Below are 22,900 nucleotides of genomic sequence, written 5' to 3'. Positions count from 1 at the left end.
CTTCAGGATCGAGGGTCGAAGGCGTCACGCAACGCTTCGCCGATGAACACCAGTAAAGAAAGAATCAGCGCCAGAGTGAAAAACGCTGTCAGCCCCAGCCAGGGTGCCTGCAGGTTCTGTTTGCCCTGGCCGATCAGTTCGCCCAGTGAAGCACTGCCGGCTGGCATGCCGAAGCCGAGGAAGTCCAGCGCCGTGAGCGTGGAAATGGCTCCGGTCAAAATGAACGGCAAATAACTCAACGTCGCGTTCATGGCGTTTGGCAGGATGTGCCGGACAATCACTTTGCGGTCAGTCAGGCCCAAGGCGCGCGCGGCTTTGACGTATTCCAGATTGCGCCCGCGCAGGAACTCGGCGCGCACCACGTCGACCAGTGCCAGCCAGGAAAACAACGCCATGATCCCCAGCAGCCACCAGAAATTCGGCTCGACGAAACCGGAGAGGATGATCAGCAGATAGAGCACCGGCAATCCCGACCAGACTTCCAGCAGGCGTTGCCCGAGCAGGTCGACCCAGCCCCCGTAATAACCCTGCAAGGCACCGGCCGCGATACCGATCAAGGCGCTGACAAACGTCAGCATCAACGCAAACAGAATCGATACCCGCGCACCGAAAATCACCCGGGCCAGCACGTCCCGCGACTGATCGTCGGTGCCCAGCCAGTTGACTGCAGTCGGCGGGCTCGGTGCCGGTTTGTTGAGGTCATAGTTCGGCGTGTCGTCGCTGAACGGAATCGGCGGAAACAGCAGCCAGCCACCGTCCTTGCGGATCAGGTTCTGCACATAGTCGCTGCGGTAATCGGCCTGGAACGGCAGTTGCCCGCCGAACTCCTGCTCGGTGTGGCGTTTGAAGACCGGGAAATACCATTGGCCCTGATAGCTGACCACCAACGGCTTGTCGTTGGCGATCAACTCGCCCCCCAGCGTGACGACAAACAGTCCGATGAACAGCCACAACGACCACCAGCCACGGCGGTTTTTCTTGAAATTCTCGAAGCGGCGACGACCCAACGGCGAGAGCTTGAACATCAGGCATTCCTCGCGGCGAAGTCGATGCGCGGATCGACGAGGGTGTAACACAGGTCGCCGATCAGTTTTATCAGCAGGCCGAACAGGGTAAAGATGAACAGCGAGCCGAACACCACCGGATAATCGCGCGACACTGCCGCTTCGTAGCTCATGCGGCCGAGGCCGTCGAGGGAGAAAATCACTTCGATGAGCAAGGAGCCGGCGAAGAACACGCTGATGAACGCCTGGGGAATACCCGACACCACCAGCAGCATGGCGTTACGGAATACGTGGCCGTAAAGCACGCGACGCTCGCTCAAGCCTTTCGCCCGGGCAGTGACGACGTATTGGCGGGTGATTTCATTGAGAAACGAGTTCTTGGTGAGGATGGTCAACGTCGCAAAACCACCGATGACCAGTGCCGTCACCGGCAAGACCAGATGCCAGAAGTAGTCGGCGATCTTGCCCAGGGTCGACAGCGATTCAAAGTTGTCCGAGACCAGGCCGCGCACCGGGAACCAGTTCAGCGAAGTGCCACCGGCAAACACCACGATCAGAAACATCGCGAACAGGAACGCCGGCATTGCGTAGCCGATGATGATCGCCGTGCTGCTCCAGATATCGAAATGACTGCCGTGATGTACAGCCTTGCGGATGCCCAGCGGGATTGAAACCAGATAGGTAATCAGCGTCGCCCAGAGACCGAGGGAAATGGTAACCGGCATTTTTTCCAGGATCAGGTCGGTGACCGTTGCGCCACGGAAGAAGCTCTTGCCGAAGTCCAGTTGCGCATAGTTCTTGAGCATCAGCCACAGGCGTTCATGGGCCGGTTTGTCGAAGCCGTACTGTTTTTCGATGTCCTTGATCAGTTGCGGATCAAGGCCACGGCTGGCGCGCGATGTGCCGCTCATGGTTTCGCTCGAACCGCCGCCGACATTGCTTGCGCCAATGCCTTGCAGGTGCGCGATCGCCTGCTCGACCGGGCCACCGGGCGCCGCTTGAATGATGACGAAATTGACCAGCAGAATAATCACCAGCGTCGGAATGATCAGCAGCAGGCGCCGCAGTATGTAACCCCACATCAGCGTGGTCCTCCGGGTCTGCCACGGGCGATTTTTTCAGCCGTCATCTGTTGATTGGTCAGCGGCGTGCTGCTGATTTCCCACCAGCTCTCGATGGCTTCGTCGTTGCTGGCCTGCACCGACGGAATGCCGAAACGGTTCCACCAGACTGTCGAGGTGCCCGGCGGGTAGTAATTGGGGATCCAGTAGTAGTTCCATTGCAGCACCCGGTCCAGCGCGTGGGCGTAGTGCAGCATGTCGGATTGGGTCGAGGCGCGGATCAGGCCATTGATCAATGTGTCGACCGCAGGGTTTTTCAGCACCATGTAATTGTTGGCGCCCGGATCGTTGGCTGACGCCGATCCGAAGTAATTGAGCAATTCGCCGCCCGGAGAGGTGGTGACGGGGTAGCCGGTGACGATCATGTCGTAGTCGCGGCTCATCAAGCGGTTGACGTACTGCGAGGAGTCGATGCGGCGGATATTGAGGTCGATGCCGATCTGTTTCAGTGTGCGTTTGTATGGCAGCAACAGGCGGTCCATGCCGTTCTGACTGACCAGGAAGGTGAAGCTCAGCGGTTCGCCCTCGGCATTCACCAGTTGATCGCCATCCGGTGTCCACCCGGCCTGCTCAAGCAGTTCAAGAGCCTGCAATTGTTTGTCACGGATCAGGCCGCTGCCATCGGTTTTCGGCGCCTCGAAGACTTTTGTGAAAACTTCGTCGGGAACCTGTCCGCGCAGCGGCTCAAGGATTTTCAGTTCTTGCGCATCGGGCAGTTCTCGCGCCGCAAGGTCGGTATTGGAAAAGTAGCTTTGCTGGCGGATGTACAGGTTGCGCATCATCTGCCGGTTGCTCCACTCGAAATCCCAGAGCATCGCCAGTGCCTGACGCACGCGACGATCCTGGAACATCGGTTTTTGCAGGTTGAACACAAAGCCTTGCGCCGATTGCGGTGCTTCGGTGGCCAGATGCGCCTTTTGCAGGCGGCCGTCGCTCAGGGCGGGGCTGTCATAGCCGATCGAATAACCGGTGGCGGAGAACTCGCGGTTGTAGTCATAGGCACCGCCGCGCAGCACTTGTCGCGCAACATCGGTGTCGCCGAAATACTCGATGCTGAAGTGGTCGAAATTGTACAGGCCGCGGCTTACGGGCAAATCCTTGCCCCACCAATCTGGATTGCGTTCGAAGGTGATGCTGCGCCCCGAGTCGACTTTGCCGACGCGATAGGGGCCACTGCCCAGTGGCGGTTCGTATCCGCCACCGCCAGCGAAATCGCGACTCTTCCACCAGTGTTCGGGGAATACCGGCAGGGTCGCGATATCAAGTGGCAGGGTGCGGTTTTCGTTGCTTTTGAAATCGAAGCGCACGGTCAGCGGCGCTTCCACTTCGACACCTTTGACGTCGGCAAACTGAGTGCGATAACGCAGGCTGCCCTGGGTCATCAACAGGTCGTAGCTGTAGCGCACATCTTCGGCGGTGATCGGTTTGCCGTCAGCGAAGCGGGCCTTGGGATTGATGAAGAAGCGCAACGACAGACCGTCGTCCGAGCGCTCCATCTTCTGTGCGACCAGACCGTAAACGGTGTAAGGCTCGTCCATCGAGCGCTGGGCCAGCGGCGAATACAGCAGGCCGTCGATCTGGGTGACACCGATGCCCTTGTCTATATAAGGAAGCACATGATCGAAGTGACCGATTTCGATCGCCGAGCGGCGCATCGTCCCGCCTTTGGGGGCTTGCGGATTGGTGTAGTCGAAGTGACTGAAGCCTGCGGGGTACTTGGCAGGTTCGCCATACACGGTCAACGCATGTTGCGGTGCAGCGTTCACACCGGCGGCGCCCGACAGCAGGGCGAGGGCGGTGAGCATCAATGTGGGGAAAACCAGTCGCATTGTCAGCCTTGGAACGGGTAGTCGATATGCGCAAGTTGTACGCGAGAGGCGCGCCAGTCGCCAGTCGTATGTGTTGCTGAAATACAACGGCCCACCAAAAGGCGGGCCGTTGGCACAGCAATCAGGCGATGGATCAGTCCTGACGGCTAGTGACTTCCAGCAGGTGATAACCGAACTGGGTCTTCACCGGGCCTTGCACGACGTTGATTGGCGCGCTGAACACGACGGTGTCGAATTCCTTGACCATCTGGCCAGGACCGAACGAGCCCAGATCACCGCCCTGACGGCTGGACGGGCAGGTGGAGTTGGCCTTGGCAACTTCGGCGAAATCAGCGCCGCCTTCGATCTGGGCCTTGAGTTCGTTGCACTTGTCTTCGCTGGAAACCAGGATGTGGCGGGCAGTGGCTTTAGCCATGGGAAAACTCTCCAATCTATTTCAGTAAAGTGCGGAGCCTACCGGATTCAGTGGGCGAATTCTCGGCAAAGTTCCGTTCGTTTGTCAGCAGCCTGTTCAGAGATTCACTGCTCGCAGGCGCGCGGCATGTTCGACGTAAAGCGCAATGGGGTCGAGCAGGCTGGCGACGGTGCCGGCACTGCGGCGCAGAGTGCTCAAGTGGTCCAGCGGATAGTCGGAACGGATAACCTGGCCCAAATGCGAGCTGAAGCGCCCGACGAAGCCGTCATTCTGATCCCCTTCGGTCATGAAATATTGCGAGAGCGCCTGACAGGCGCCTTGAATCGGGTCGAATGATGGCAGGCCTGTTGCAGGCAGGACGCCGCTCCAGGAGTAATAGCGCACACCATTGACCTGTGCGGCACCTTGCCCGCCCCACGTGTGGGGCAGGCCTTGCGGAAACCTGTCGTTGAAGGCACCCACGCCCTCGGTTGTCAGTGCATTGAGTGCCGCCAAGGCGTTCTGCGGCAGGGTGGGGCTACCACTGACCAGCGAAATGAAATCAGCGAACAGTGTCGCCACGTTTTGCGCCACAACTTCCGGCAGTCGGCCCGGCACCAGCGCCTTGCGCAGGAAGTCAGCCAGTTCCGAGCCGTGGTTCGGGCCACTGACCGATGTCACCGAGGCCACGCTGTGTGGCGCAAGCGCCGCAGCATAGCGAGCGGCCAATGCTCCCTGACTGTGTCCGATGAGGTTGACTTTGGCGGCTCCTGTGCCTCTCAGGACGCTTTCGATTTGCTTCAGTAGTTGCTCACCTCTTACTTCGTTGTCGTGAGTGGCGGAGAGGTGGGGAACAAACACTCGGCTGCCTGCTGTTTTCAGAGCGTCCTTGACCTCATGAAACAGCTCGAAATGGCCGATACGCTCGAATCCGAACAGGCCGTGTACCAAAAGCACGGGATAACGAGTTGTAGCATTCCGTTGCATGTTCTTACCTTTTTCGCAGAAGTTCATTGGGGAAATCTGTGGGTCACTCTAAAACACCCGTCCCGCTGAGGAAGTACGAAGAGGCTTCACTTGGCCGTTGAATATGGACTAGGGGCTGTACGACGTTTCGGATACATGTGAAGTCCGAATCGGAAGTTCTGGCCGTCTTACGCCTGCAGTGAGTCGATTTTGCGTAGGTTGCCTACTGCGCTCGTAGCCTTTGCGTCATGTATGCGGCGTATTGGGCTGATATCGGTTGCATCAGCAATCTCGTTCAATGTGGGCTGTCGACGCCGTCATGAAGGCAGCGTTTTGTCCAAGGAGTCGAGCCACGAATGAACACCCATGAAATCGAGTTTTGCTACCGGATGCGCCACCCCGTCAGCCCCTGCACAACAAATCAGCTATTGCCTGCCGCAACACTCGACTCACTGGAGGGCGATGTGCTCGACCCTTCGCTGAGTCAGGTCGTCGTTCGTATTGCTCCTTATACAAATATGGCGTGTGGAGATCGGTTGCTGCTGAGCTGGGAGGGTCTGGATATCGAGGGCTTTGTTTACCAGCATGAAAAGGTTCGCTATGTCAGCGCGGCGCAAGTTGGCAAAGACGTCATTTTCGTGATCAAAGGCATGCACGTTGCCGCTTTGGATGGCGGCGCTCTGGATATCTACTGGACGCTTGCCAGCGCGGGTCTGCCCGAGCCCGCATTGTCTGCGCCCCTGCAATTGACTGTGGGAGATACGCGTGCGCAGTTGCTTGCTCCGCAGATCGAGGGAGCAATAAGCGGGACACTGGATCCGGCACGGGTGGTGGAAGGTGTACTCGTCACTCTCCAGCCGTACGGCAAAATGGCGGTAGGTGACCAGGTGTCGTTGATGTGGTCTGGGGACGCCTCGCCGTTGGCGTTCAGCGATCGATTGAAGGTCGAGGCCTTTGCTGTCGCAGAAACCCTTTCCTTCTGGGTACCTGCCGAGTACATCGCAGCGCACCTCGGTGGCGAGGTGACGGTTCGTTACCGAGTCGAGCAGGCGAATGGTGCGGTTCGCGAGTCCGATACTGCGAGAGTTCTCGTCACCCCGTTCTTGCAAAGCGAGCTGGACGCGCCCGATGTGCTTGAGGCAGAAGATGGCGTGCTGTTGGCAGAGGATTCAACTGATGGCGTCACCGTGGTGATCGGCAATGCCCGGACCCAGGAGGGTGAACTGGTCTATCTCAAGTGTGACGGTGATTTTTTCAGTCACAGGGATGATCGCGACATCACTCGGGAAACCGCAGGGAAACCGCTGATTTTTATCGTTCCACAGCGCTTCTGGCGCGAACACCAGGGATCGACTGTACGTGTTTCCTACACGGTAGAGCGATTGGACGATGTCAGTCAGCCTTCCGCGGCGACACAGGTGCGGGTAGAGGCGTAGGTTGAACCTGGCCCACCCTCCGATTCTCTGCTGAACCGGAAGGTGGGCCGTGCGATCAGCCTCTGGTGCACGCGCCAAGACGTCGAGCTGCCTGGAGCAGAAGTTGCTCCGTTGCGCTGAAACCCAGGCAACCATCGGTAATCGAAACGCCGTAACGCAGCGATGCACTCAGCGGCTGACAGCCCTCGAAAAGATGAGACTCCAGCATCATGCCGATCAGTGAGCGATCACCCTGCAAGCGTTGCTCCAGGACCTCGTTGAAGACTCCCGGCTGGCGCAATGGATCCTTGCCGCTGTTGGCGTGGCTGCAATCGACCATGATGCGGCTGGGGATTTTCAATCGGTTCAAGTCAGCGTGGATTCTGGCCACGCTCTCACGATCATGGTTGGGTCCGTGGTGCCCGCCGCGCAACACCAGGTGAGTATCCGGGTTGCCTGGCGTTTGAATAATCGCCGGGTGTCCCTGACTATCGACCCCGAAATGCCGATGTGGATGGGCTGCCGAGCGCATGGCGTCAACCGCAACGGTCGCTCCGCCGTCGGTGCCGTTCTTGAAGCCTACCGGCATGCTCAGGCCGCTGGCCATTTCACGATGTATTTGTGATTCGGTGGTACGTGCACCAATGGCCACCCAACTGAGCAGGTCATCGAAGTAACCCGCAGCCATGGGTTGCAACAGTTCGGTGGCCACTGGCAAACCGAGGCGGATCATTTCCAGCATCAGCTCGCGGGACAGTGTCAGGCCGCCGGCCATGTCGTCACTGCCATCCAGGTGCGGGTCGTAGGCCAGACCTTTCCAGCCGACGGTGGTGCGCGGTTTTTCGACATAGGCACGCATCACCAGCAGCATCTCGCCGCTGACGGCTTCAGCCAGTCGGGCGAGCTTGCCAGCGTATTCAAGGGCGGACTGAGGATCGTGGATGGAGCAAGGGCCGACGATTACCAGCAGGCGCTGGTCTTCACCATTGAGAATTGCGCGGACCGCTTGGCGGTGGGCGGCGACTTGTTGGCTCAAGGCGTTGCTCAATGGCAACTGCTGTTTGAGTTGCAACGAGCTGGGCAGACGCAGGGTCAGTGCTTCGTTGGCGGAATTGAGGGTGGACAGCGGCAGAGCAGAAACGGACGAGTTCATATTCGGTCTTCCTGGGCAGGCGGCGGGTTGTTCCCGCTCGCTCAGCCCTACTGGGGTGTTCGACAATTGGCCGTATTGGCTACATGGGTGTGTTTGCCACCTGTGGGTGACCGATCGGAGGCGGCAGGCTGTCCCGAGCGGAGGCTGGTAAATCGCCAGGCGCTAAAGCTGTCGTAACGGTAATAAGTGGCGTAGTTCATTTTGTGAATCCTCAAAAGTGTCTGGTGTGTTGCGGAAAAAGTCTGGGCCTGAAAAAACAAAACCCCCGATCGGGAAGCCGACCGGGGGTTGAGAAATCTCTGGTAGGCGACCCGTCTTCATGGGCGCCGTGTGGGTATCAGGCGCGCCAGTGGCTAAACCAATACCCAAAATAAAAGCTGACCGAAGCGCAAACGTCATTCACCCAGACAGCCGCAACCGAGCGCATGGCGCTGACGGCAAGAAGCTGTGAAAGGGCGTTGAACATGGTCTGTCTCCGATGAATGCGCCGAGCTTACTAGAGCCCGATATGCCTCAGCAATCAGAAATTGCTATCGCGTGAGCAACAAAACGCCTATTGCTTGAGCGCAGCGTCAGTTGTGCCACACTCGGCACTTTGCCTGATGACCATGGAAGAATCATGTCGACACTGACCATTGCCGCTGCCCAGGCAACCTCCATTGCCGGTGATCTTGCCGCCAACATTGCTCGCCATATGCGCTTCATCGAAGCTGCAGCGGGGCAGGGCGTGCAACTGCTGGTTTTTCCGGAGTTGTCCCTGACGGGCTATGAAGGCGAGGAGGCTGCAGCATTGGCCGTCGACCCGCAAGACGCAGTCCTTCAGCCGTTGCGCGAAGTTGCTCGTGAGCTTGGCATAACGACGGTCGTCGGTATGCCTGTCCGATTGGAAAATCATCCTGGAGTGTTGATTGGTGCTCTGATTCTGGGTGCTGATGGCTCGCTCGTGGTGTACAGCAAACAGCATTTGCACCCGGGCGAAGAGCTTGTTTTCGCCCCTGGGTTCGGAGGGCCTGCCCTGGACATCGGCAACCACAAGGTTGCGCTGGCGGTCTGCGCCGATTTTTCCCACGCCAGTCACGCGGCTGCGGCGGCTGAACAAGGGGCTGACCTGTACGCAGCAGGCGTATTGATCAGCGAAAAAGGTTACGCGGCAGACACCGCGCTGCTTCAGGGTTATGCACGGCAACACGCGATGGCCGTGTTGATGGCCAACCACGGTGGCCTTACTGGCGGATGGCAGTCGGCAGGGCGCAGCGCGATATGGTCCGAAAACGGTTCATTGGTCGCTTCCGCGCCGGGAGTGGGTGACCTTTTGCTGGTTGCCCAACGAGACGCCGGAACCTGGCAGGGGCGGGTCGTTCCTGTGATGGCGGGCTGAATGACATTCCAGTTGCGGAAAGCGGCGCCAGAGGATCTGGCATTTTCACGCAATCTCACTTGCCAGAACATGCTGCCTTACTACATTCATCATGATCTGTTGTGGCAGGACGAAGCATTCGACGTAGCCTGGTCGGGACGCGAGAACTGGCTGATATTGCGTGATGATGTGGCGATAGGTTTTTTCAGTCTCAGCCGGGACAGGCGGGCGTTATATATTCGTGAACTGCAGATTGCTCAAGCCTTTCACCGCCAGGGCGCGGGTTCCTGGGCGATTGATCAGGTTATCGGCATGGCCCAGGAAGAGCAGCGGCCGGCTTTGCGCCTGACAGTCTTCGAAAACAATCCGGCGAAACATTTGTATGAAAGAAAAGGACTACACGTACAAGGCGAGGACGAGTGTTTTCTGCGAATGCAGCTGGATATCAGTACACCTGTGCTCTGAAACCCACGGCCGGCAAGCCTTCGATGATGAATTGAAACTTTTTAAATGCTGCTTGCCGCTAGGTCTGTCGGGCACTTTTTGCTAAGGTGTCCGGCATCCCAATAAGACCATATCGCGAGGTGTCTGCTTGATTAGGGTGCTAGTGGTCGATGACCATGATCTCGTTCGTACAGGCATTACACGGATGCTGGCCGATATTGATGGCTTGCAGGTAGTGGGCCAGGCCGAGTCCGGGGAAGAATCCCTGATCAAGGCCCGAGAGTTGAAACCCGATGTGGTCCTGATGGACGTCAAGATGCCTGGCATCGGCGGCCTGGAAGCCACGCGTAAACTGCTGCGCAGTCACCCTGACATCAAGGTGGTCGCGGTTACTGTATGTGAGGAGGACCCTTTTCCTACTCGCTTGCTGCAAGCCGGCGCTGCGGGTTATCTCACCAAGGGTGCCGGGTTGCCGGAAATGGTGCAGGCCATTCGGCTGGTGTTTGCCGGGCAGCGCTACATCAGCCCGCAGATTGCTCAGCAGTTGGCGATCAAGTCCTTTCAACCGTCCAATGATTCTCCGTTCGATGCGTTGTCCGAGCGAGAAATCCAGATCGCGTTGATGATTGTCGGCTGCCAGAAGGTACAGATCATTTCCGACAAGTTGTGTTTGTCGCCGAAAACCGTGAACACCTATCGCTACCGTATTTTCGAGAAGCTTTCGATCAGCAGCGACGTCGAGTTGACGCTGTTGGCGGTTCGTCACGGCATGGTTGATGCCAGCCTCTGACCATGACTGAAGCATTCGATTCCAGCGCCTTCCTGTCGACCGTCAGCGGGCGCCCCGGCGTGTATCGCATGTTCGACAGCGATGCGCGTCTCTTGTATGTCGGCAAGGCCAAGAACCTCAAGAAACGCTTGGCGAGTTACTTTCGCAAGACCGGTCTGGCGCCGAAAACCGCTGCGTTGGTCGGTCGCATTGCGCAGGTCGAAACGACCATTACCGCCAACGAAACCGAAGCGCTGTTGCTTGAGCAGACGCTGATCAAGGAATGGCGGCCGCCGTACAACATCCTGTTGCGCGACGACAAATCCTATCCTTACGTGTTTCTCTCGGACGGACAGTTTCCGCGCCTCAGCATCCATCGCGGGGCGAAAAAAGCCAAAGGCAAATATTTCGGGCCTTATCCGAGCGCGGGTGCCATTCGCGAAAGTCTGAGCCTGCTGCAAAAGACGTTTTTCGTCCGACAGTGTGAAGACAGCTATTACAAGAATCGAACCCGCCCGTGCCTGCAATATCAGATCAAGCGTTGCAAGGCGCCTTGCGTCGGTCTGGTCGAGCCTGAGGTTTATGCCGAAGACGTGCGTCACTCGGTGATGTTTCTCGAAGGGCGCAGTCACGCACTGACCAATGAGCTGTCCACGGCGATGGAAGAGGCAGCGATCAACCTGGAGTTCGAACGCGCCGCTGAGTTGCGCGATCAGATTGCATTGTTGCGCCGCGTTCAGGATCAACAGAGCATGGAGGGCGGCACTGGCGATATCGATGTCATCGCTGCATTCGTCAACCCGGGTGGTGCCTGCGTCCATTTGATCAGTGTCCGTGGCGGACGCGTATTAGGTAGCAAAAACTTCTTTCCGCAGGTCGGTATCGAAGAGGACGTATCGGAAGTCATGGCCGCGTTCCTTGGCCAATACTTCATCAGCAGTCCGGAACGCGACTTGCCGAGTGAACTGATTGTCAACGTCGTACACGAGGATTTCCCGACGCTGATCGAAGCGATTCATGAATTGCGTGGCCGGGAACTGGCCATCAGTCATCGGGTGCGGGGCACGCGAGCGCGTTGGCAGCAACTGGCTGTCACCAATGCGGAGCAGGCGTTGGGCGCGCGGCTGGCCAATCGTCAGCACACCGCGGCACGCTTTGAGGCCTTGGCTGAAGTGTTGAAGCTGGATGAGCCTCCGCAGCGCTTGGAATGCTATGACATCAGTCACTCCAGTGGTGAGGCGACGGTCGCGTCCTGCGTGGTGTTTGGTCCGGAAGGTGCAATCAAGTCGGACTACCGTCGCTATAACATCGAGGGTGTCACGGCGGGGGATGACTATGCCGCCATGCATCAGGCCTTGACGCGGCGTTTCAGCAAACTCAAGGACGGCGAGGGCAAGTTGCCGGATATCTTGCTGGTCGACGGCGGCAAGGGGCAGCTATCGATGGCCCGTGATGTTCTCAACGAACTGGCCGTGCCGGACCTGATCTTGCTGGGTGTCGCCAAGGGCGCGACCCGCAAAGCTGGTTTTGAAACTTTGTATCTGAATGATGCGGCGCACGAGTTCACGTTGCGCGGTGACTCCCCGGCGCTGCATCTGATCCAGCAGATTCGCGATGAGGCCCACCGTTTTGCAATTACCGGACACCGAGCCCGTCGCGGCAAAACCCGCCGGACGTCAACGCTGGAGGGCGTTGCCGGCGTCGGCCCAACCCGTCGTCGCGACTTGTTGAAACATTTCGGTGGATTGCAGGAGCTGTCTCGTGCAAGCATCGAAGAGATCGCCAAAGCCCCGGGGATCAGTAAAAAGCTCGCAGAGTCGATTTATGCAAACCTGCATAGCGAGTAGAATGCCCCTTCACCTCGTAGCCAGTTGTGCCGATGAATATCCCTAATCTGATTACCGTTCTACGCGTTCTGCTCATCCCGATCTTCATTTTGCTGTTCTATCTGCCTTATCAGTGGAGCTACATGGCCTCCGCCTCGGTGTTTGCCTTTGCGGCAGCCACGGATTGGCTGGATGGTTATCTCGCCCGCCGTCTCGAACAAAGCACTCCTTTCGGAGCGTTCCTTGATCCGGTCGCCGACAAGCTCATGGTTGCGGTTGCGCTGGTACTGCTGGTGCAAGAGCACGGCAATCTCTGGCTTACGTTGCCAGCTGCCGTCATCATCGGTCGCGAGATTGTCGTATCGGCATTGCGCGAGTGGATGGCCGAGCTCGGCGCTCGTGCTCATGTGGCCGTTTCAAATCTCGGAAAGTGGAAAACCGCTGCGCAGATGCTCGCGCTGGTGATTCTCTTGGCCAATCCAAGGGATTTCAGCTTCTGGGTTGTGTTGGGTTATGCCTTGCTGATGGTGTCGGCCGGCCTGACTTTGTGGTCGATGGTTCAATACCTTCGTGCCGCCTGGCCACATCTGAAAACCGATGTTGAAAAGAAATAAAACTTTTTTGAATCAAAGGGTTGACGGGGCTTCTGAAATCTATAGAATGCGCCACACCAAGCGGGAATAGCTCAGTTGGTAGAGCACGACCTTGCCAAGGTCGGGGTCGCGAGTTCGAGTCTCGTTTCCCGCTCCAATTTGTACAGTGTTTGTTGTTGTGCTACTGACAGCAAATGCTTTGAGGCCGAGTAGCAAAATGGTTATGCAGTGGATTGCAAATCCACCTACGCCGGTTCGATTCCGACCTCGGCCTCCACTATAAACAAGCTCCGTAGATCCATGATTTACGGAGCTTTTTTATTTACAGTGTGCTGCAAGATTTAGTCTTGAAAATCGGCCATTGCGAACTTGCTTCACTGGGGAGTGATGTATATATTTCCCGCACTGCCGCTAGAGCCTGATCCTGTAGGATTGCGACTCGGCAGTTGAACAGAGCAACACCGCGCTACCGCCCGAATGGCGAAACTGGTAGACGCATGGGACTTAAAATCCCCCGCTCGTAAGGGCGTGCCGGTTCGATTCCGGCTTCGGGCACCATCTTAAATCAAGGGTTTGCGGGCGAAAGCTGATGCAAGCCCTTGTTTGTTTCCGGTTCCCAATTTTGGCCATGGTTCGCTATTCGCCTTGTAGGCATGACTTTTTTGCCATTACGATTGCGGATGTACTGCTCAAGCGTGTTCGCATCTCTTTGTTCGGTTAAATGCGCAACATCCATCGAGGCCTGCAGCCCTGAGTCCGGTTTGTCGTCTCACCGTGCCGCGCGTGCTGGCAGGAGGTGTGATGGCATTCGGTAATTTTCCCGATAGCGTCTTCAAGGCAGTCAATTTAAAAGTAATAAGGAAATTATGTGCTACGGAAGCTCATGCTGATTTTCGCCGCGTCTCAAATCGGTGGATGTGCCTTCCTCATTGCGGATTCTTACGGGGGCTATAGCTGCTTCGAGGGGACGAAAGTGGAGTTCACAAGCTTGATGCCTTTGGTGGGGCCTCTCATCATTCTTGATCTGCCCTTCACACTGATAGCAGACACTATCGCTTTTCCAACGTGCTTGTAACTTCCAGGGCTTTGGCATCCAGACGACCTGCGGCCAAGCCGTGACAAAAACCGGAGGATAGATGAAAGGAAGCTGCGCCTGTGGGGCCGTAGGTTATGAGATCGACAGCATTGATATGCCGATCAGCCATTGTCATTGCGTGACTTGCCGCAAGACCCATGCAGCGGCGTATGTCTCTACGGCTGGAGTTCGAAGGGAGCATTTCAGATGGACTCAGGGCCTGGCGGCACTGAGGGCTTTCGAATCGTCTCCGGGGAAGATCCGACACTTCTGCTGCCACTGCGGATCGCATCTCGCGGCTGAGCGAATCGGCTCAGCCGCTATGATCGTGCGAGTTGCCACGTTGGACGAAGACCCTGGCAGCCAAGCTGAGTATCACATCTGGACCGAGCATGACGCCGCCTGGCTGGAAGGAGAAGGTCTCCCCAGGTATTCACAATGGCAGCCTGATCGGTGAGGGCGATTTTTCCGGGGCCGGGCAACGTGGTCTCCGTCATTTCTTGCCAAAACCAAAGATCGAACGCCACTTGCTCACTTGTTTGCGTTCGTAGAAAGGCGTCGTTTGTTCAAGGAAATAGTCGCTAAGCCCTGACTCGCTTTCAGACACGCGATAGAGGTCTACGGGCTCACCGTCGGGAGCCGTATCTCCCGCGACATTGCCCGCTTCGCGCATGACCAGTTCAATATCGCCATCGGCCTCGATACCGACGATCAGATGCGGTTTCTCGTCCACCGAGGTGTCGTGCATCAGCGCAAGAAATGCACGCTTCACGTTGCGGTGGCTGGCCAGTAGTTGCGTCAGCGACTGCACCATCTTCGACGGGTACTGGGCCGGTTGCCCGAGCAGCACTTTGGTTTCTTTTTCTACCTTGCGGACTGTCGCCTTTTGGCCGACTTGGTCAGATAGCAGATTGCGTACCTCTTCCGGGAAGAACTCTTTTCCATAAGGCGATTTCGGATTCAGGAAGAGGTGGGTGCCTTGCGTCATCTCGAACAAGGATCTGGCCGGGAGCTCGAGGTAGGACTCCTCGCTGTCTATCGATTTCTGTAGCGTTTGCAGCGAGGAAAAAAACGGGATGACAGAAGTACCGTCCGGTTTTTCCCAATGCGCGATGCTGACTTTGCTGCCGGCCTCCAGATCCACTGTGCCGTCCTCAGCGTCCGTCGAACCGAGAACATAGACAGTGGAGTTCAGCAAAATCCGGAAGAACTCGGGCCGATGGGCAGGCTCGTCGGCGGCCAGTCTGAGCGATTGCTCCAGTGAGTTCTCTTGCGGGTGATTCGTGATGTCCATTCGACTACTCCCTGAAATCAGACATGAACGGGAAGGCAACAAGGGCGCTTCATTCTGCCTGTCATCGCTCACAAAAAAAACGTACCGTCATCGGCTGGACAAAGATATTACTAGTTGTTGCCGCAACGCATAGTTGTTTGTTAGATTGCGCGCCTCAAAAATTAACAGGGACGCGTTATGTTTCTTATCTGGCAAGGCTGGGGCATTCTTTCTATTCTGATTCCATTGGTGGGTCTGATTTCTTTCGCCGGACTTCCAAATGGGCTAGGTGTCGGTGTTGGCTTACTGGTTGCCGCTGCAGCTAATGCCTTTATTGGTCACAAGCTGAATAACGCACCGGGCAAAACCTACATTGACCCCGCCACTGGCGGCGAAGTCGTTTTCCGCAAAAAGCACACGTTGTTCTTCGTGCCGATGCAGTACATGTCGGTGCTGATGGTTATCGTTGGGCTGTTCGCCTTGCTCAACCTGCACTAAGTACAAAAGGTAAACAGGATGCGCGTGGTCTTTCATGACGGCCACGCGCTCTTTTGCGATCGTCCCTGTCAGGGTTTCCCTGATCGCTTAATGAACTCAGCGGTGGCAGAGTTTCTCCCCGTGACCCTGATCTATCGGGCGCCGCGACCTTGAAAGCGGGTCTGATCCATGAATTCCTCTCATTGCGTTAGTGTCTTCTTGATGCTGCTCTGCGCCGGGTGCGCCAAAACACCTGTCATACCTCCAGCCGAACTTGCGCTGTTGTCTTTCGAGAAAAGCGCCAATAATTCTTTTATTGTGAATTTCAGCTCGACCGTGAATTTGTTGATTGCTTTCAATCATTACGAAAGATCCAATCAACTCAATCCGACATTGATCTGTTCATTAGACGGAGATATGGAGTTCTCATCAGAACACGCTATCAACGTAAAAGCCGAAGGTCGTGTCGAGGAAAACAGCGAGAATCCATCCGGCTATGAATTCACCACTGAGCTTCTTTTCTATAATGTCAGACCCGACGGAACTCAACACGATCTGAATGACTACGAAGCCATCAGGCCTTTACTGATCAAGCAGTCTTTTATTCCGTGCAAAGTGCGTATTACGGCGTATGGCTACAAGGCTTATTACACCCAGACGCTGCTGATCCCGAGCACGCTGATGCAGGAACGAATGTTTCGCTGAGTTAAACGTTTCTGGGCGACTGCGATCTTCTCAAAAATCGCAGCGTCGGCATGGATACCGCGCCGAGCAGTGCCCTCAGAGCAAACTCCACGACACCCCGACATACACCCCCATTCCCTCACCCGGCGTAGACCGCGCGGCATCCAGCCCTTTGTCGTCATACCCCGGCGTCACCGTTGCTGCGTAGTGCTTGTTGGTCAGGTTGCGCAGGTCCAGCCAGGTCTGCCAGTCGCCCTTCGGTGCGTTGTAACCCAGCGTCGCGCCAAATAGCGCGTACGGATCGGCGTAGTAACTATTGGCGTAATCCACGGCAACTTTCGACACCAATTGGGTATTCATCGCCGCAAAGAATCCTTGCGGCCAGTCGTAGCGTAATTCCCCCTGGTAGTAGTGCATCGGCAATCCCGGCAGGCGGTTATCACTGAAGCGATCATCATCGCGGTAGTGGAAATCGCTGAAGGTATACGCCTGACGCAGGCTCAGTTGGCGGCCGTCATCGGCTGACCAGAGTTTGCTGTTCAAACTGGCTTCGACGCCTTGATGTACGGTGGGGCTGGCGTTGAGCTCATAAGGCGTGACCGCGTTGGCGTCGGGCAGCACGGAAAGCAATTCGTGACGCACTTGTGCGTAATACCAGGCCAGGCTCCATTCGCCGAAGGCGCTGTCGCCGCGACCGCCGAGTTCGAGGGTGGTGGCGGTCTGGTTTTGCAGTTTGATCGGGTCGCGCTGGGTGCCGGTCGCCGCACCGCTGTCTTTCGGGAAGCGAACGTTGGAGCTGTAGATCAGCGACCACGGGTGCGGAGCTTCGACCGAACGGCTGAGGTTGCCGAATACTTGCAGATCAGGCGTTACCTGATAACGCAGGCCCAGGCGGGGGGCGTAGTCCCAGTCGTTCATGCTGGTTTTGCCGCCGCTTTGCGGGTAGGTGACGGCACTTTCGCGACGGGTGTAGATGGCGGCGAGGCCGGTGGTCAGCCACAGGTCGTCAGCGATTTCCAGATCGTTGCCAAAATGCAGGACAGTGTCCGAGCCCTGATAAGTGAAGTTGCGCATATGCGTGCCCGGTGCATAGCCAGATGTGTTGGGCGCGGTAGGAATGCGCACCAGCTCGCTCGCGCCGTCATTGGGCAAGTGCTTGGTCACGCGCAGGCCCACATTGCTATGGCTTTCCATGCCCCACAAGGTGTCGCGGCGCTTGTAATCGAAGGTGCCGCTGACATCGGTGTAGGCCACCTTCAAGCGGTTCGGGCCTTCGCGCAGGTCCATCGGATAGTCGTGGTAGACGAGGCCGGTCTGGATGCTCGAGTCGTCGTCGATGTAGAACGTGGTTTTGTTGCCGATGAAGGTGCTGCCCGGTTGTTTGCGGCTGTCGTCGCGGGATACATAAGCCGGGTTGGCCGCGCGCGGGTCGTGTTCGATGGAATGCTTGGTCACGCGCCCGGCGAGGTCGTTGTCGGTCTGGCGATAACGAATGTAGAAGCGCGTTTCCAGGTTCGGGTTGAAGCGATAATCGAAGTTGGCGATCACACCCTGGCTCTCGCTGGCGGTGTGATCCTGATAGCCGTCGGCGTTCGAATCGGTCAGCGACACGTAGTAATCGAAGTCGCCCAGCACCTGCCCGGAACTCACCTGACGCTGCTGATAACCATGGCTGCCGGTGGCGTAACGCACTTGCAGCTTCGGCGCTTCGTAGCCCGTGTGGCTGACGTAATCGATAGCGCCGCCCAAGGCCAGCGAGCCACGATCAAAGCCGTTGGCACCGCGCAGCACTTCCACATGGTCGACCCACAGTGGTTCAAGCAATTCGTAAGGCGTGCCGCCGGGGCCGGTCAGCGGCAAGCCGTCGAGCATCGTGTACAGCCCCGAAGCATGCGCGCCCGGTGCACGGTTGATGCCCGAGCCGCGAATCGAAATCTTCACCCCTTCGTTGCCCGCCGATTGCGCATAGACCCCCGGCTGATAGGCCAAGACATCCTGATTGCTCGCCACGCGGCCCTGTAACGGCTGGCGCATATCGACCACGTTGGTGCCCCCGGGCACTTGCGCGAGCCGGGACTTGGCGTCCTCGACTGCCGCGTCCGAGCCGCTGCGATCCTCGGCCGAAATCAGCACTTGTCCCAGTTCCAGACCTTGAGTCTCAGCCATCGCCGGACAGGCGAGGGCCAGGCCCAGCAGGGCAGTGGGCAGGGATTTGGTCGCGGACATCGAGAAAACTCCAGGCAGACAGGGGCAGGCAATGAACATTGCGACGTAAGAAAGAACGAAGTAAACACATGGGAATTTGCTTTCTGCCGGTAAATCCGACACGCGCAGCCAGCTCACTGCGCGGTGGCAACAACGCTACTGCGGGCCAGCGACGCGCCGGGTCACACCACGCTGGCACGATCAAGACGGCTGATATGCCCGACACCGGCTTCCTTCAGGCGGGCAACCAGATCATCCCGCGCGCTTTGCCCACCCGTACGTATGTATTCGAGCTCGGCAGCGGTGATCAATGTCACGCAGACCAGTCTGACCGGCGACAAAGGCATGTCATCGATGCGGGTGGAGAAATCCGGCTCGGGAGCGCCAATCACCATGCCGGTCATGTCGTCGTCGGTGACGAAATGCGCGGGCAGTTGCTCGCTCATGTAATCCGATTTGCTGAAGCCCGGAATTTCATACGACATCGAACCGTATTTCTCCAGCCGATGGACCAGCCCGCCAGCGTGCGCCACTTCGGCCGCGAGGTGTTTCAACAGCTCGAATGCCCAACTGCGCTGGAAGGGGTCGACGTCACCCGGCGCGCCGAGCGCATGCTCGGGAATGTCCGATGTTTCGATGAACAACTCCATCTCGAAACCATTGCCCATGCCTTCGGCGCCATCGAACGGGTCTGACATGCCTTCGGTCGTGAGGATGATCGAGTCACCACGACGCACCACGCGGTAGGCTTGCCGGGTTGATGGCCAGTCGGGGCCGCCCATGAAACTCGGGCTGATCATGTAACCAAGGACGTCTTTTTCGCTGGTGCCGATAGCATTCCAATGCCGATCCAGGGCTTTCTGGCTGGCTTCACGCTCGGCGAAGTTGGCTTTTTCAGCCTCGCTCAGGTCGTCATAACCGAACGACTCGATGTGCTCTTCGGCGTGTTCCGGGGCCTGTATGGCAGGTTTTTTCGATGAGGTGAACAGCTTTTTGAAGAAGTTCATGCGCGTTCCTTGCGGGCTTGGCGTGCAGCGTCGGGGGAGGGGGCGAATGATACAGAGCGCCGGATATGTGAGGAAGATCACAGGTGCGGTAATCCGCCCGTCGACTGCGCTGAACCTCCGGGAGGAGGTTTCTTTCTACCGAGTGAGTCCTTCACGAGAAAAACCTATGTTCGATCAGCGCAAGAAAGAATTACTGGCGGCATGGCGCAAACTGGCGACGCAGTCGCAACTGCGGATGGACCCGGAGGAGCAGTACGACGAGTTGCTCAAGGCAGCCGATGAAATGGAGGAGCAGGGACTGATCACCAGCGCCGAATGGCGGCAACTGGTGCGGGATGCGGGCAGCGTGTTCCGGGGCGATGCGGATCAGACACCCGGCTGAAACGGCCCATGCGAATACCGGTTGATCGGCGCTATAAACCCTCCAGATTAAGGCCGCTGCGAGAGCGGTCTTTTTTTGCTTTCGGTTTAGCCGGCTGTGCGCTTCTCGACGTTTGCAACAGGCGTGCGAACGCCGCTTTGTCGATCGGGCGGCTCATGAAATACCCCTGCACTTCATTGCACTGATCCACGCCAAGAATATCCAGTTGCTCTTCGGTTTCGACGCCCTCAGCTGTGACCGTCAGGCCCATGGCTTTGCCCAGACCAATGATGGCTTGCACCACCGCCCGGTCATTGGCGCCGCTGCTGATCGAGGCGATAAAACGCTTGTCGATCTTGATCCCGTCGAACGGATATGCGCGCAGGTAACCCAGTGACGAGTAACCGGTGCCAAAGTCGTCCATGTTCAGGCGCACGCCCAGTTCTTTCAGCGCATTCATGGTGGTCAGCGCGCCGTCGGTATCGTTGAGCATGACGTTTTCGGTGATTTCCAGCTCCAGGCGACTCGCCGGAAAACGTGTGGCAACCAGCACTTCGCGGACATCCTCAACCACGTCGGTCACGGCAAACTGCGCCGGGGAAAGGTTGACCGACAGCAGAATGTCTTCCGGCCAGCTCAACGCCGTCTCGCAGGCTTCGCGCAACACCCAGCGACCGAGCGGGACGATCAGATCGGTCTGCTCCGCCAGCGGGATAAACAGGTCCGGCCCAAGCAGGCCCTTGGTTGGATGTTGCCAGCGCACCAGTGCCTCGACTGAGACAATCTGCTTGCCGTCGACCTTGTAGCGCGGTTGATAGTGCAGGACGAATTCGTTGTGCTTGAGCGCATGGCGCATATCGTCCTCCAGTTGCCGGCGCGTCTGGATCTGGTCGCTCATGTGCGCTTCGAAATAACACCAGGTGTTCTTGCCCTCGGATTTGGCCTGATACAGCGCGATGTCGGCGTAGCGGATCAGCTCGCCGGGGGCGAAACCGTGGCGGCGACTGAGGGCGATGCCGATGCTGGCGCCGATGTGCAGCGGATGATCTTCGAAGATCACCGGTTGATGCAGGCTGCCGATCAGGCGTGTGCAGAACTTGTCGATTTCGTGGCGGCTGTCCATACCGTTGAGCACCACGACGAATTCGTCGCCGCCGAGGCGGGCGACAATGTCGTCGTCGCGGGTGCATTCACGCAGGCGGGCGGCGACTTCTTGCAGCACTGCATCACCGGCAGGGTGGCCGAGTGAGTCGTTGATCGGTTTGAAGTTGTCCAGATCGATCATCAACAATGACAGCGCTGGCGCGTGCTCGCGAAGCATCAGTGCCTCATCCAGATAACGCGCCAGTTTGTTGCGGTTGGGCAGGCCGGTCAGGGCATCATGCATGGACAGGTGCTGGATCTGTGCATGGGCGGCGACTTCGTCGGTGATGTCGCTGGCGGTGCCGCGATAACCGATGACGGCATGCTTGTCGAAGATCGGGCGCGCGGAGAGGCGACAGTGACGTTGCTGGCCGGAATGGTCGCGGTAGGTGCAACGCAAGTCGCTGGCATGGCCTTCTTCAGTGAGTTTTTTCAGCCACAGTTCCAGCGGCGTGGTGTCGCAGAACAACAGTTGGCTGATGCCTTGACCTAGCCAGAAGGTTTGCGGATAACCGGTCACTTCACTGAACCGTGCCGATAAATAGGTCAGCGACAGATCCCGATCAACTTCCCAGATCCAGTCCGAAGCGGCTTCTGCCACCGCACGAAAACGTTCTTCACTGGCTTCAAGTCCACGGTTGGCACTTTCCAGCGCCAGATTCGAGCTCTGCATCACTGCAAAACTTTTGTCGACGTATTGCGATGAGCGCAAGGCGTGGCGAAAGAAGTACGCGGTCAGCAACATCAGCACCACCATTGTTGCGCCGAGGGTAGGCAGCAATGACCACAATAACTGGCGCCCCGGGCGTTCCAGATCTGCAATCAGGCTGTAACCCGTGTTGTCCAGCGATACCCGAGGTCGGGCCGGATCAAGGGTTTCATCCAGTGCCAGAGTCAGGTTGTTCAAGCCATAACCGCTGCCGATCTTGCGCAGCTTGGTCGGGGTGAGCTTCTCGACGAACACCAGCACCGAGGCTTTCTGCGCGGGGTCCAGTGGCCGTTCATCGTTGGGCAAGATCGCCGCCGCCGAGACCAGTGCCGGCCAGCCCTCGAACAGTGAATAGCTGCTGACGGCCTGGGTCAGGTCGCTTTGACTTTGCACCTGATCCAGCAGCGACGCGGCACTGGCCCCGAGAAACGCGGAGATGTCCGAGTCGAGCATTTGTCCGCGAACCACGGCGTATTTGGTCCGCTCGCGATCCAGCACAAACACGCCGTCATAGCCGTCCGTGGTGAACAGGGTTTTGCCGACATTTTGCTCGGTATAGGCCCAGTTCGTGTCGACCTGATCGCCGAGGTGCTCATACGCTGTGGTCCAGTTGGCGTAACTGGTGATGTAGTTTTTTGACGCAGTGATGCGGTTTTCCACGGCGCGAGCGGAATAGAACCGGGTTTTGTTGATTTCTTCGCTGTCGAGCCGGTTGGCGATGCCGAGCAGGGCAACGATCGCTGCGATCACACCGGTGATGAACAGCGCGCCAACGGCGACCGCCAGGCGACGGGTGACGGCACTTTGCCGGGGTGGAGCAGGCGCCGCATAACTGGAAATATCCATTCGCTCGTCCTTGATCCGCAGTCTTCTGAATCTGGAACAGTGGCGCGTGCACAATGTTCAGATTCTTTTTCGCGATTGCATTGATCCGAATCTGTAGAAGCGTAGTGAACCCGACGAGTCTTTGCCTTGGCGTGTTTGCAACAATTGACGACTGACCCGCAAAACTCGCTGCGGGCATGCATCTGCGGCCCGTAAACCGCGTTGCGCCGGTCAGCGGCGATTCCCGAAAGCACAAGACTTCCCGCTCAA

At 57.7% G+C, this 22,900-nt stretch carries 22 protein-coding genes and 3 tRNA genes; 14 read left to right on the top strand and 11 right to left on the bottom strand.

The window, feature by feature from the left end; translation table 11 throughout:
* Nucleotides 1-2: 2 nt before the first annotated feature.
* The 5 genes from KI231_RS16590 to KI231_RS16570 all read right to left on the bottom strand — a co-directional run bounded on the left by KI231_RS16590 (nt 3) and on the right by KI231_RS16570 (nt 5,335).
* On the bottom strand, nt 3-1,025 hold the full coding sequence (locus KI231_RS16590) for an ABC transporter permease (RefSeq protein WP_212809131.1): 1,023 nt from the start codon (nt 1,023-1,025) through the stop codon (nt 3-5).
* A complete protein-coding gene (locus tag KI231_RS16585; protein ID WP_212809130.1) occupies nt 1,025-2,086 on the bottom strand; it encodes a microcin C ABC transporter permease YejB in 1,062 nt (353 codons plus the stop codon). The genes KI231_RS16590 and KI231_RS16585 overlap by 1 nt, the downstream gene beginning before the upstream one ends.
* The gene (locus tag KI231_RS16580) at nt 2,086-3,954 is read right to left on the bottom strand and encodes an extracellular solute-binding protein (RefSeq protein WP_212809129.1); all 1,869 of its coding nucleotides are present in this window, start codon (nt 3,952-3,954) and stop codon (nt 2,086-2,088) included. The genes KI231_RS16585 and KI231_RS16580 overlap by 1 nt, the downstream gene beginning before the upstream one ends.
* A 133-nt stretch (nt 3,955-4,087) precedes the next feature.
* Nucleotides 4,088-4,369 carry a peptidylprolyl isomerase gene (locus KI231_RS16575; RefSeq protein ID WP_007912303.1) on the bottom strand — a complete coding sequence of 94 codons (282 nt, stop codon included), beginning with the start codon at nt 4,367-4,369 and terminating at the stop codon, nt 4,088-4,090.
* 96 nt (nt 4,370-4,465) lie between these two features.
* Nucleotides 4,466-5,335, bottom strand: a complete 870-nt coding sequence (locus KI231_RS16570) for an esterase/lipase family protein (protein WP_103302469.1) — start codon at nt 5,333-5,335, stop codon at nt 4,466-4,468.
* Between the two features lie 335 nt (nt 5,336-5,670).
* Here KI231_RS16570 and KI231_RS16565 point away from each other — a divergent pair, with 335 nt between their 5' ends.
* A complete protein-coding gene (locus KI231_RS16565; protein WP_212809128.1) occupies nt 5,671-6,750 on the top strand; it encodes a hypothetical protein in 1,080 nt (359 codons plus the stop codon).
* 55 nt (nt 6,751-6,805) lie between these two features.
* On the opposite strand, the gene KI231_RS16560 is transcribed toward KI231_RS16565, so the two are convergent.
* Entirely contained in the window at nt 6,806-7,882 is a 1,077-nt protein-coding gene (locus KI231_RS16560) for a 3-deoxy-7-phosphoheptulonate synthase (RefSeq protein WP_103302330.1), read from the bottom strand.
* Nucleotides 7,883-8,219: 337 nt separating this feature from the next.
* Nucleotides 8,220-8,348, bottom strand: coding sequence for a hypothetical protein (locus KI231_RS30160; protein WP_283246330.1), 129 nt, complete (start codon nt 8,346-8,348; stop codon nt 8,220-8,222).
* Between the two features lie 153 nt (nt 8,349-8,501).
* Between KI231_RS30160 and KI231_RS16555 the strand changes: the two genes are divergently transcribed.
* From KI231_RS16555 to KI231_RS16510, 10 genes are all read left to right on the top strand, one after another.
* A complete protein-coding gene (locus KI231_RS16555) occupies nt 8,502-9,260 on the top strand; it encodes a carbon-nitrogen hydrolase family protein (protein WP_212809127.1) in 759 nt (252 codons plus the stop codon).
* On the top strand, nt 9,261-9,704 hold the full coding sequence (locus tag KI231_RS16550) for a GNAT family N-acetyltransferase (RefSeq protein WP_212809126.1): 444 nt from the start codon (nt 9,261-9,263) through the stop codon (nt 9,702-9,704).
* Between the two features lie 127 nt (nt 9,705-9,831).
* Nucleotides 9,832-10,473, top strand: a complete 642-nt coding sequence (gene gacA / locus KI231_RS16545) for a response regulator transcription factor GacA (protein WP_016984198.1) — start codon at nt 9,832-9,834, stop codon at nt 10,471-10,473.
* A gap of 2 nt (nt 10,474-10,475) precedes the next feature.
* The gene (uvrC, locus tag KI231_RS16540) at nt 10,476-12,299 is read left to right on the top strand and encodes an excinuclease ABC subunit UvrC (RefSeq protein WP_212809125.1); all 1,824 of its coding nucleotides are present in this window, start codon (nt 10,476-10,478) and stop codon (nt 12,297-12,299) included.
* Between the two features lie 32 nt (nt 12,300-12,331).
* A complete protein-coding gene (pgsA, locus tag KI231_RS16535; protein WP_008080159.1) occupies nt 12,332-12,892 on the top strand; it encodes a CDP-diacylglycerol--glycerol-3-phosphate 3-phosphatidyltransferase in 561 nt (186 codons plus the stop codon).
* 60 nt (nt 12,893-12,952) lie between these two features.
* Nucleotides 12,953-13,028, top strand: a tRNA-Gly gene (locus KI231_RS16530).
* A 46-nt stretch (nt 13,029-13,074) separates the two neighbouring features.
* Nucleotides 13,075-13,148: transfer RNA gene (locus KI231_RS16525), tRNA-Cys, on the top strand.
* A 194-nt stretch (nt 13,149-13,342) separates the two neighbouring features.
* Nucleotides 13,343-13,429 (top strand) — tRNA-Leu (locus KI231_RS16520).
* Nucleotides 13,430-13,754: 325 nt separating this feature from the next.
* A complete protein-coding gene (locus KI231_RS30195) occupies nt 13,755-13,946 on the top strand; it encodes a YceK/YidQ family lipoprotein (protein ID WP_212809124.1) in 192 nt (63 codons plus the stop codon).
* A 61-nt stretch (nt 13,947-14,007) separates the two neighbouring features.
* Entirely contained in the window at nt 14,008-14,403 is a 396-nt protein-coding gene (locus KI231_RS16510) for a GFA family protein (RefSeq protein ID WP_212809123.1), read from the top strand.
* Between the two features lie 36 nt (nt 14,404-14,439).
* Here KI231_RS16510 and sseB read toward each other — a convergent pair whose 3' ends face one another.
* Nucleotides 14,440-15,240 carry an enhanced serine sensitivity protein SseB gene (gene sseB / locus KI231_RS16505; protein WP_212809122.1) on the bottom strand — a complete coding sequence of 267 codons (801 nt, stop codon included), beginning with the start codon at nt 15,238-15,240 and terminating at the stop codon, nt 14,440-14,442.
* A 177-nt stretch (nt 15,241-15,417) separates the two neighbouring features.
* On the opposite strand from sseB, the gene KI231_RS16500 reads away from it, so the two are divergent.
* Together KI231_RS16500 and KI231_RS16495 are read left to right on the top strand one after the other, a co-directional pair.
* Entirely contained in the window at nt 15,418-15,717 is a 300-nt protein-coding gene (locus KI231_RS16500) for a hypothetical protein (protein ID WP_212809121.1), read from the top strand.
* A gap of 168 nt (nt 15,718-15,885) precedes the next feature.
* Nucleotides 15,886-16,401, top strand: a complete 516-nt coding sequence (locus tag KI231_RS16495; protein WP_212809120.1) for a hypothetical protein — start codon at nt 15,886-15,888, stop codon at nt 16,399-16,401.
* 75 nt (nt 16,402-16,476) lie between these two features.
* Here KI231_RS16495 and KI231_RS16490 read toward each other — a convergent pair whose 3' ends face one another.
* Nucleotides 16,477-18,606 carry a TonB-dependent receptor family protein gene (locus KI231_RS16490; RefSeq protein ID WP_212809119.1) on the bottom strand — a complete coding sequence of 710 codons (2,130 nt, stop codon included), beginning with the start codon at nt 18,604-18,606 and terminating at the stop codon, nt 16,477-16,479.
* Nucleotides 18,607-18,767: 161 nt separating this feature from the next.
* On the bottom strand, nt 18,768-19,592 hold the full coding sequence (locus KI231_RS16485) for a suppressor of fused domain protein (protein WP_103302321.1): 825 nt from the start codon (nt 19,590-19,592) through the stop codon (nt 18,768-18,770).
* Nucleotides 19,593-19,758: 166 nt separating this feature from the next.
* Here KI231_RS16485 and KI231_RS16480 point away from each other — a divergent pair, with 166 nt between their 5' ends.
* A complete protein-coding gene (locus KI231_RS16480) occupies nt 19,759-19,974 on the top strand; it encodes a hypothetical protein (RefSeq protein WP_103302320.1) in 216 nt (71 codons plus the stop codon).
* 31 nt (nt 19,975-20,005) lie between these two features.
* Here the strand turns inward: KI231_RS16480 and KI231_RS16475 are convergent, their stop codons facing one another.
* Nucleotides 20,006-22,651 (bottom strand): bifunctional diguanylate cyclase/phosphodiesterase, encoded by a 2,646-nt coding sequence (locus tag KI231_RS16475; RefSeq protein WP_212809118.1) that lies wholly within the window; start codon nt 22,649-22,651, stop codon nt 20,006-20,008.
* Nucleotides 22,652-22,900 lie beyond the last annotated feature (249 nt).

The sequence above is a fragment of the Pseudomonas sp. Seg1 genome (assembly GCF_018326005.1).
In the GTDB taxonomy this organism is placed as follows: Bacteria; Pseudomonadota; Gammaproteobacteria; order Pseudomonadales; family Pseudomonadaceae; genus Aquipseudomonas.
The sequence above is the reverse complement of the archived record's forward strand: the minus strand, read 5'-3'. Positions and strand labels throughout refer to the sequence as shown.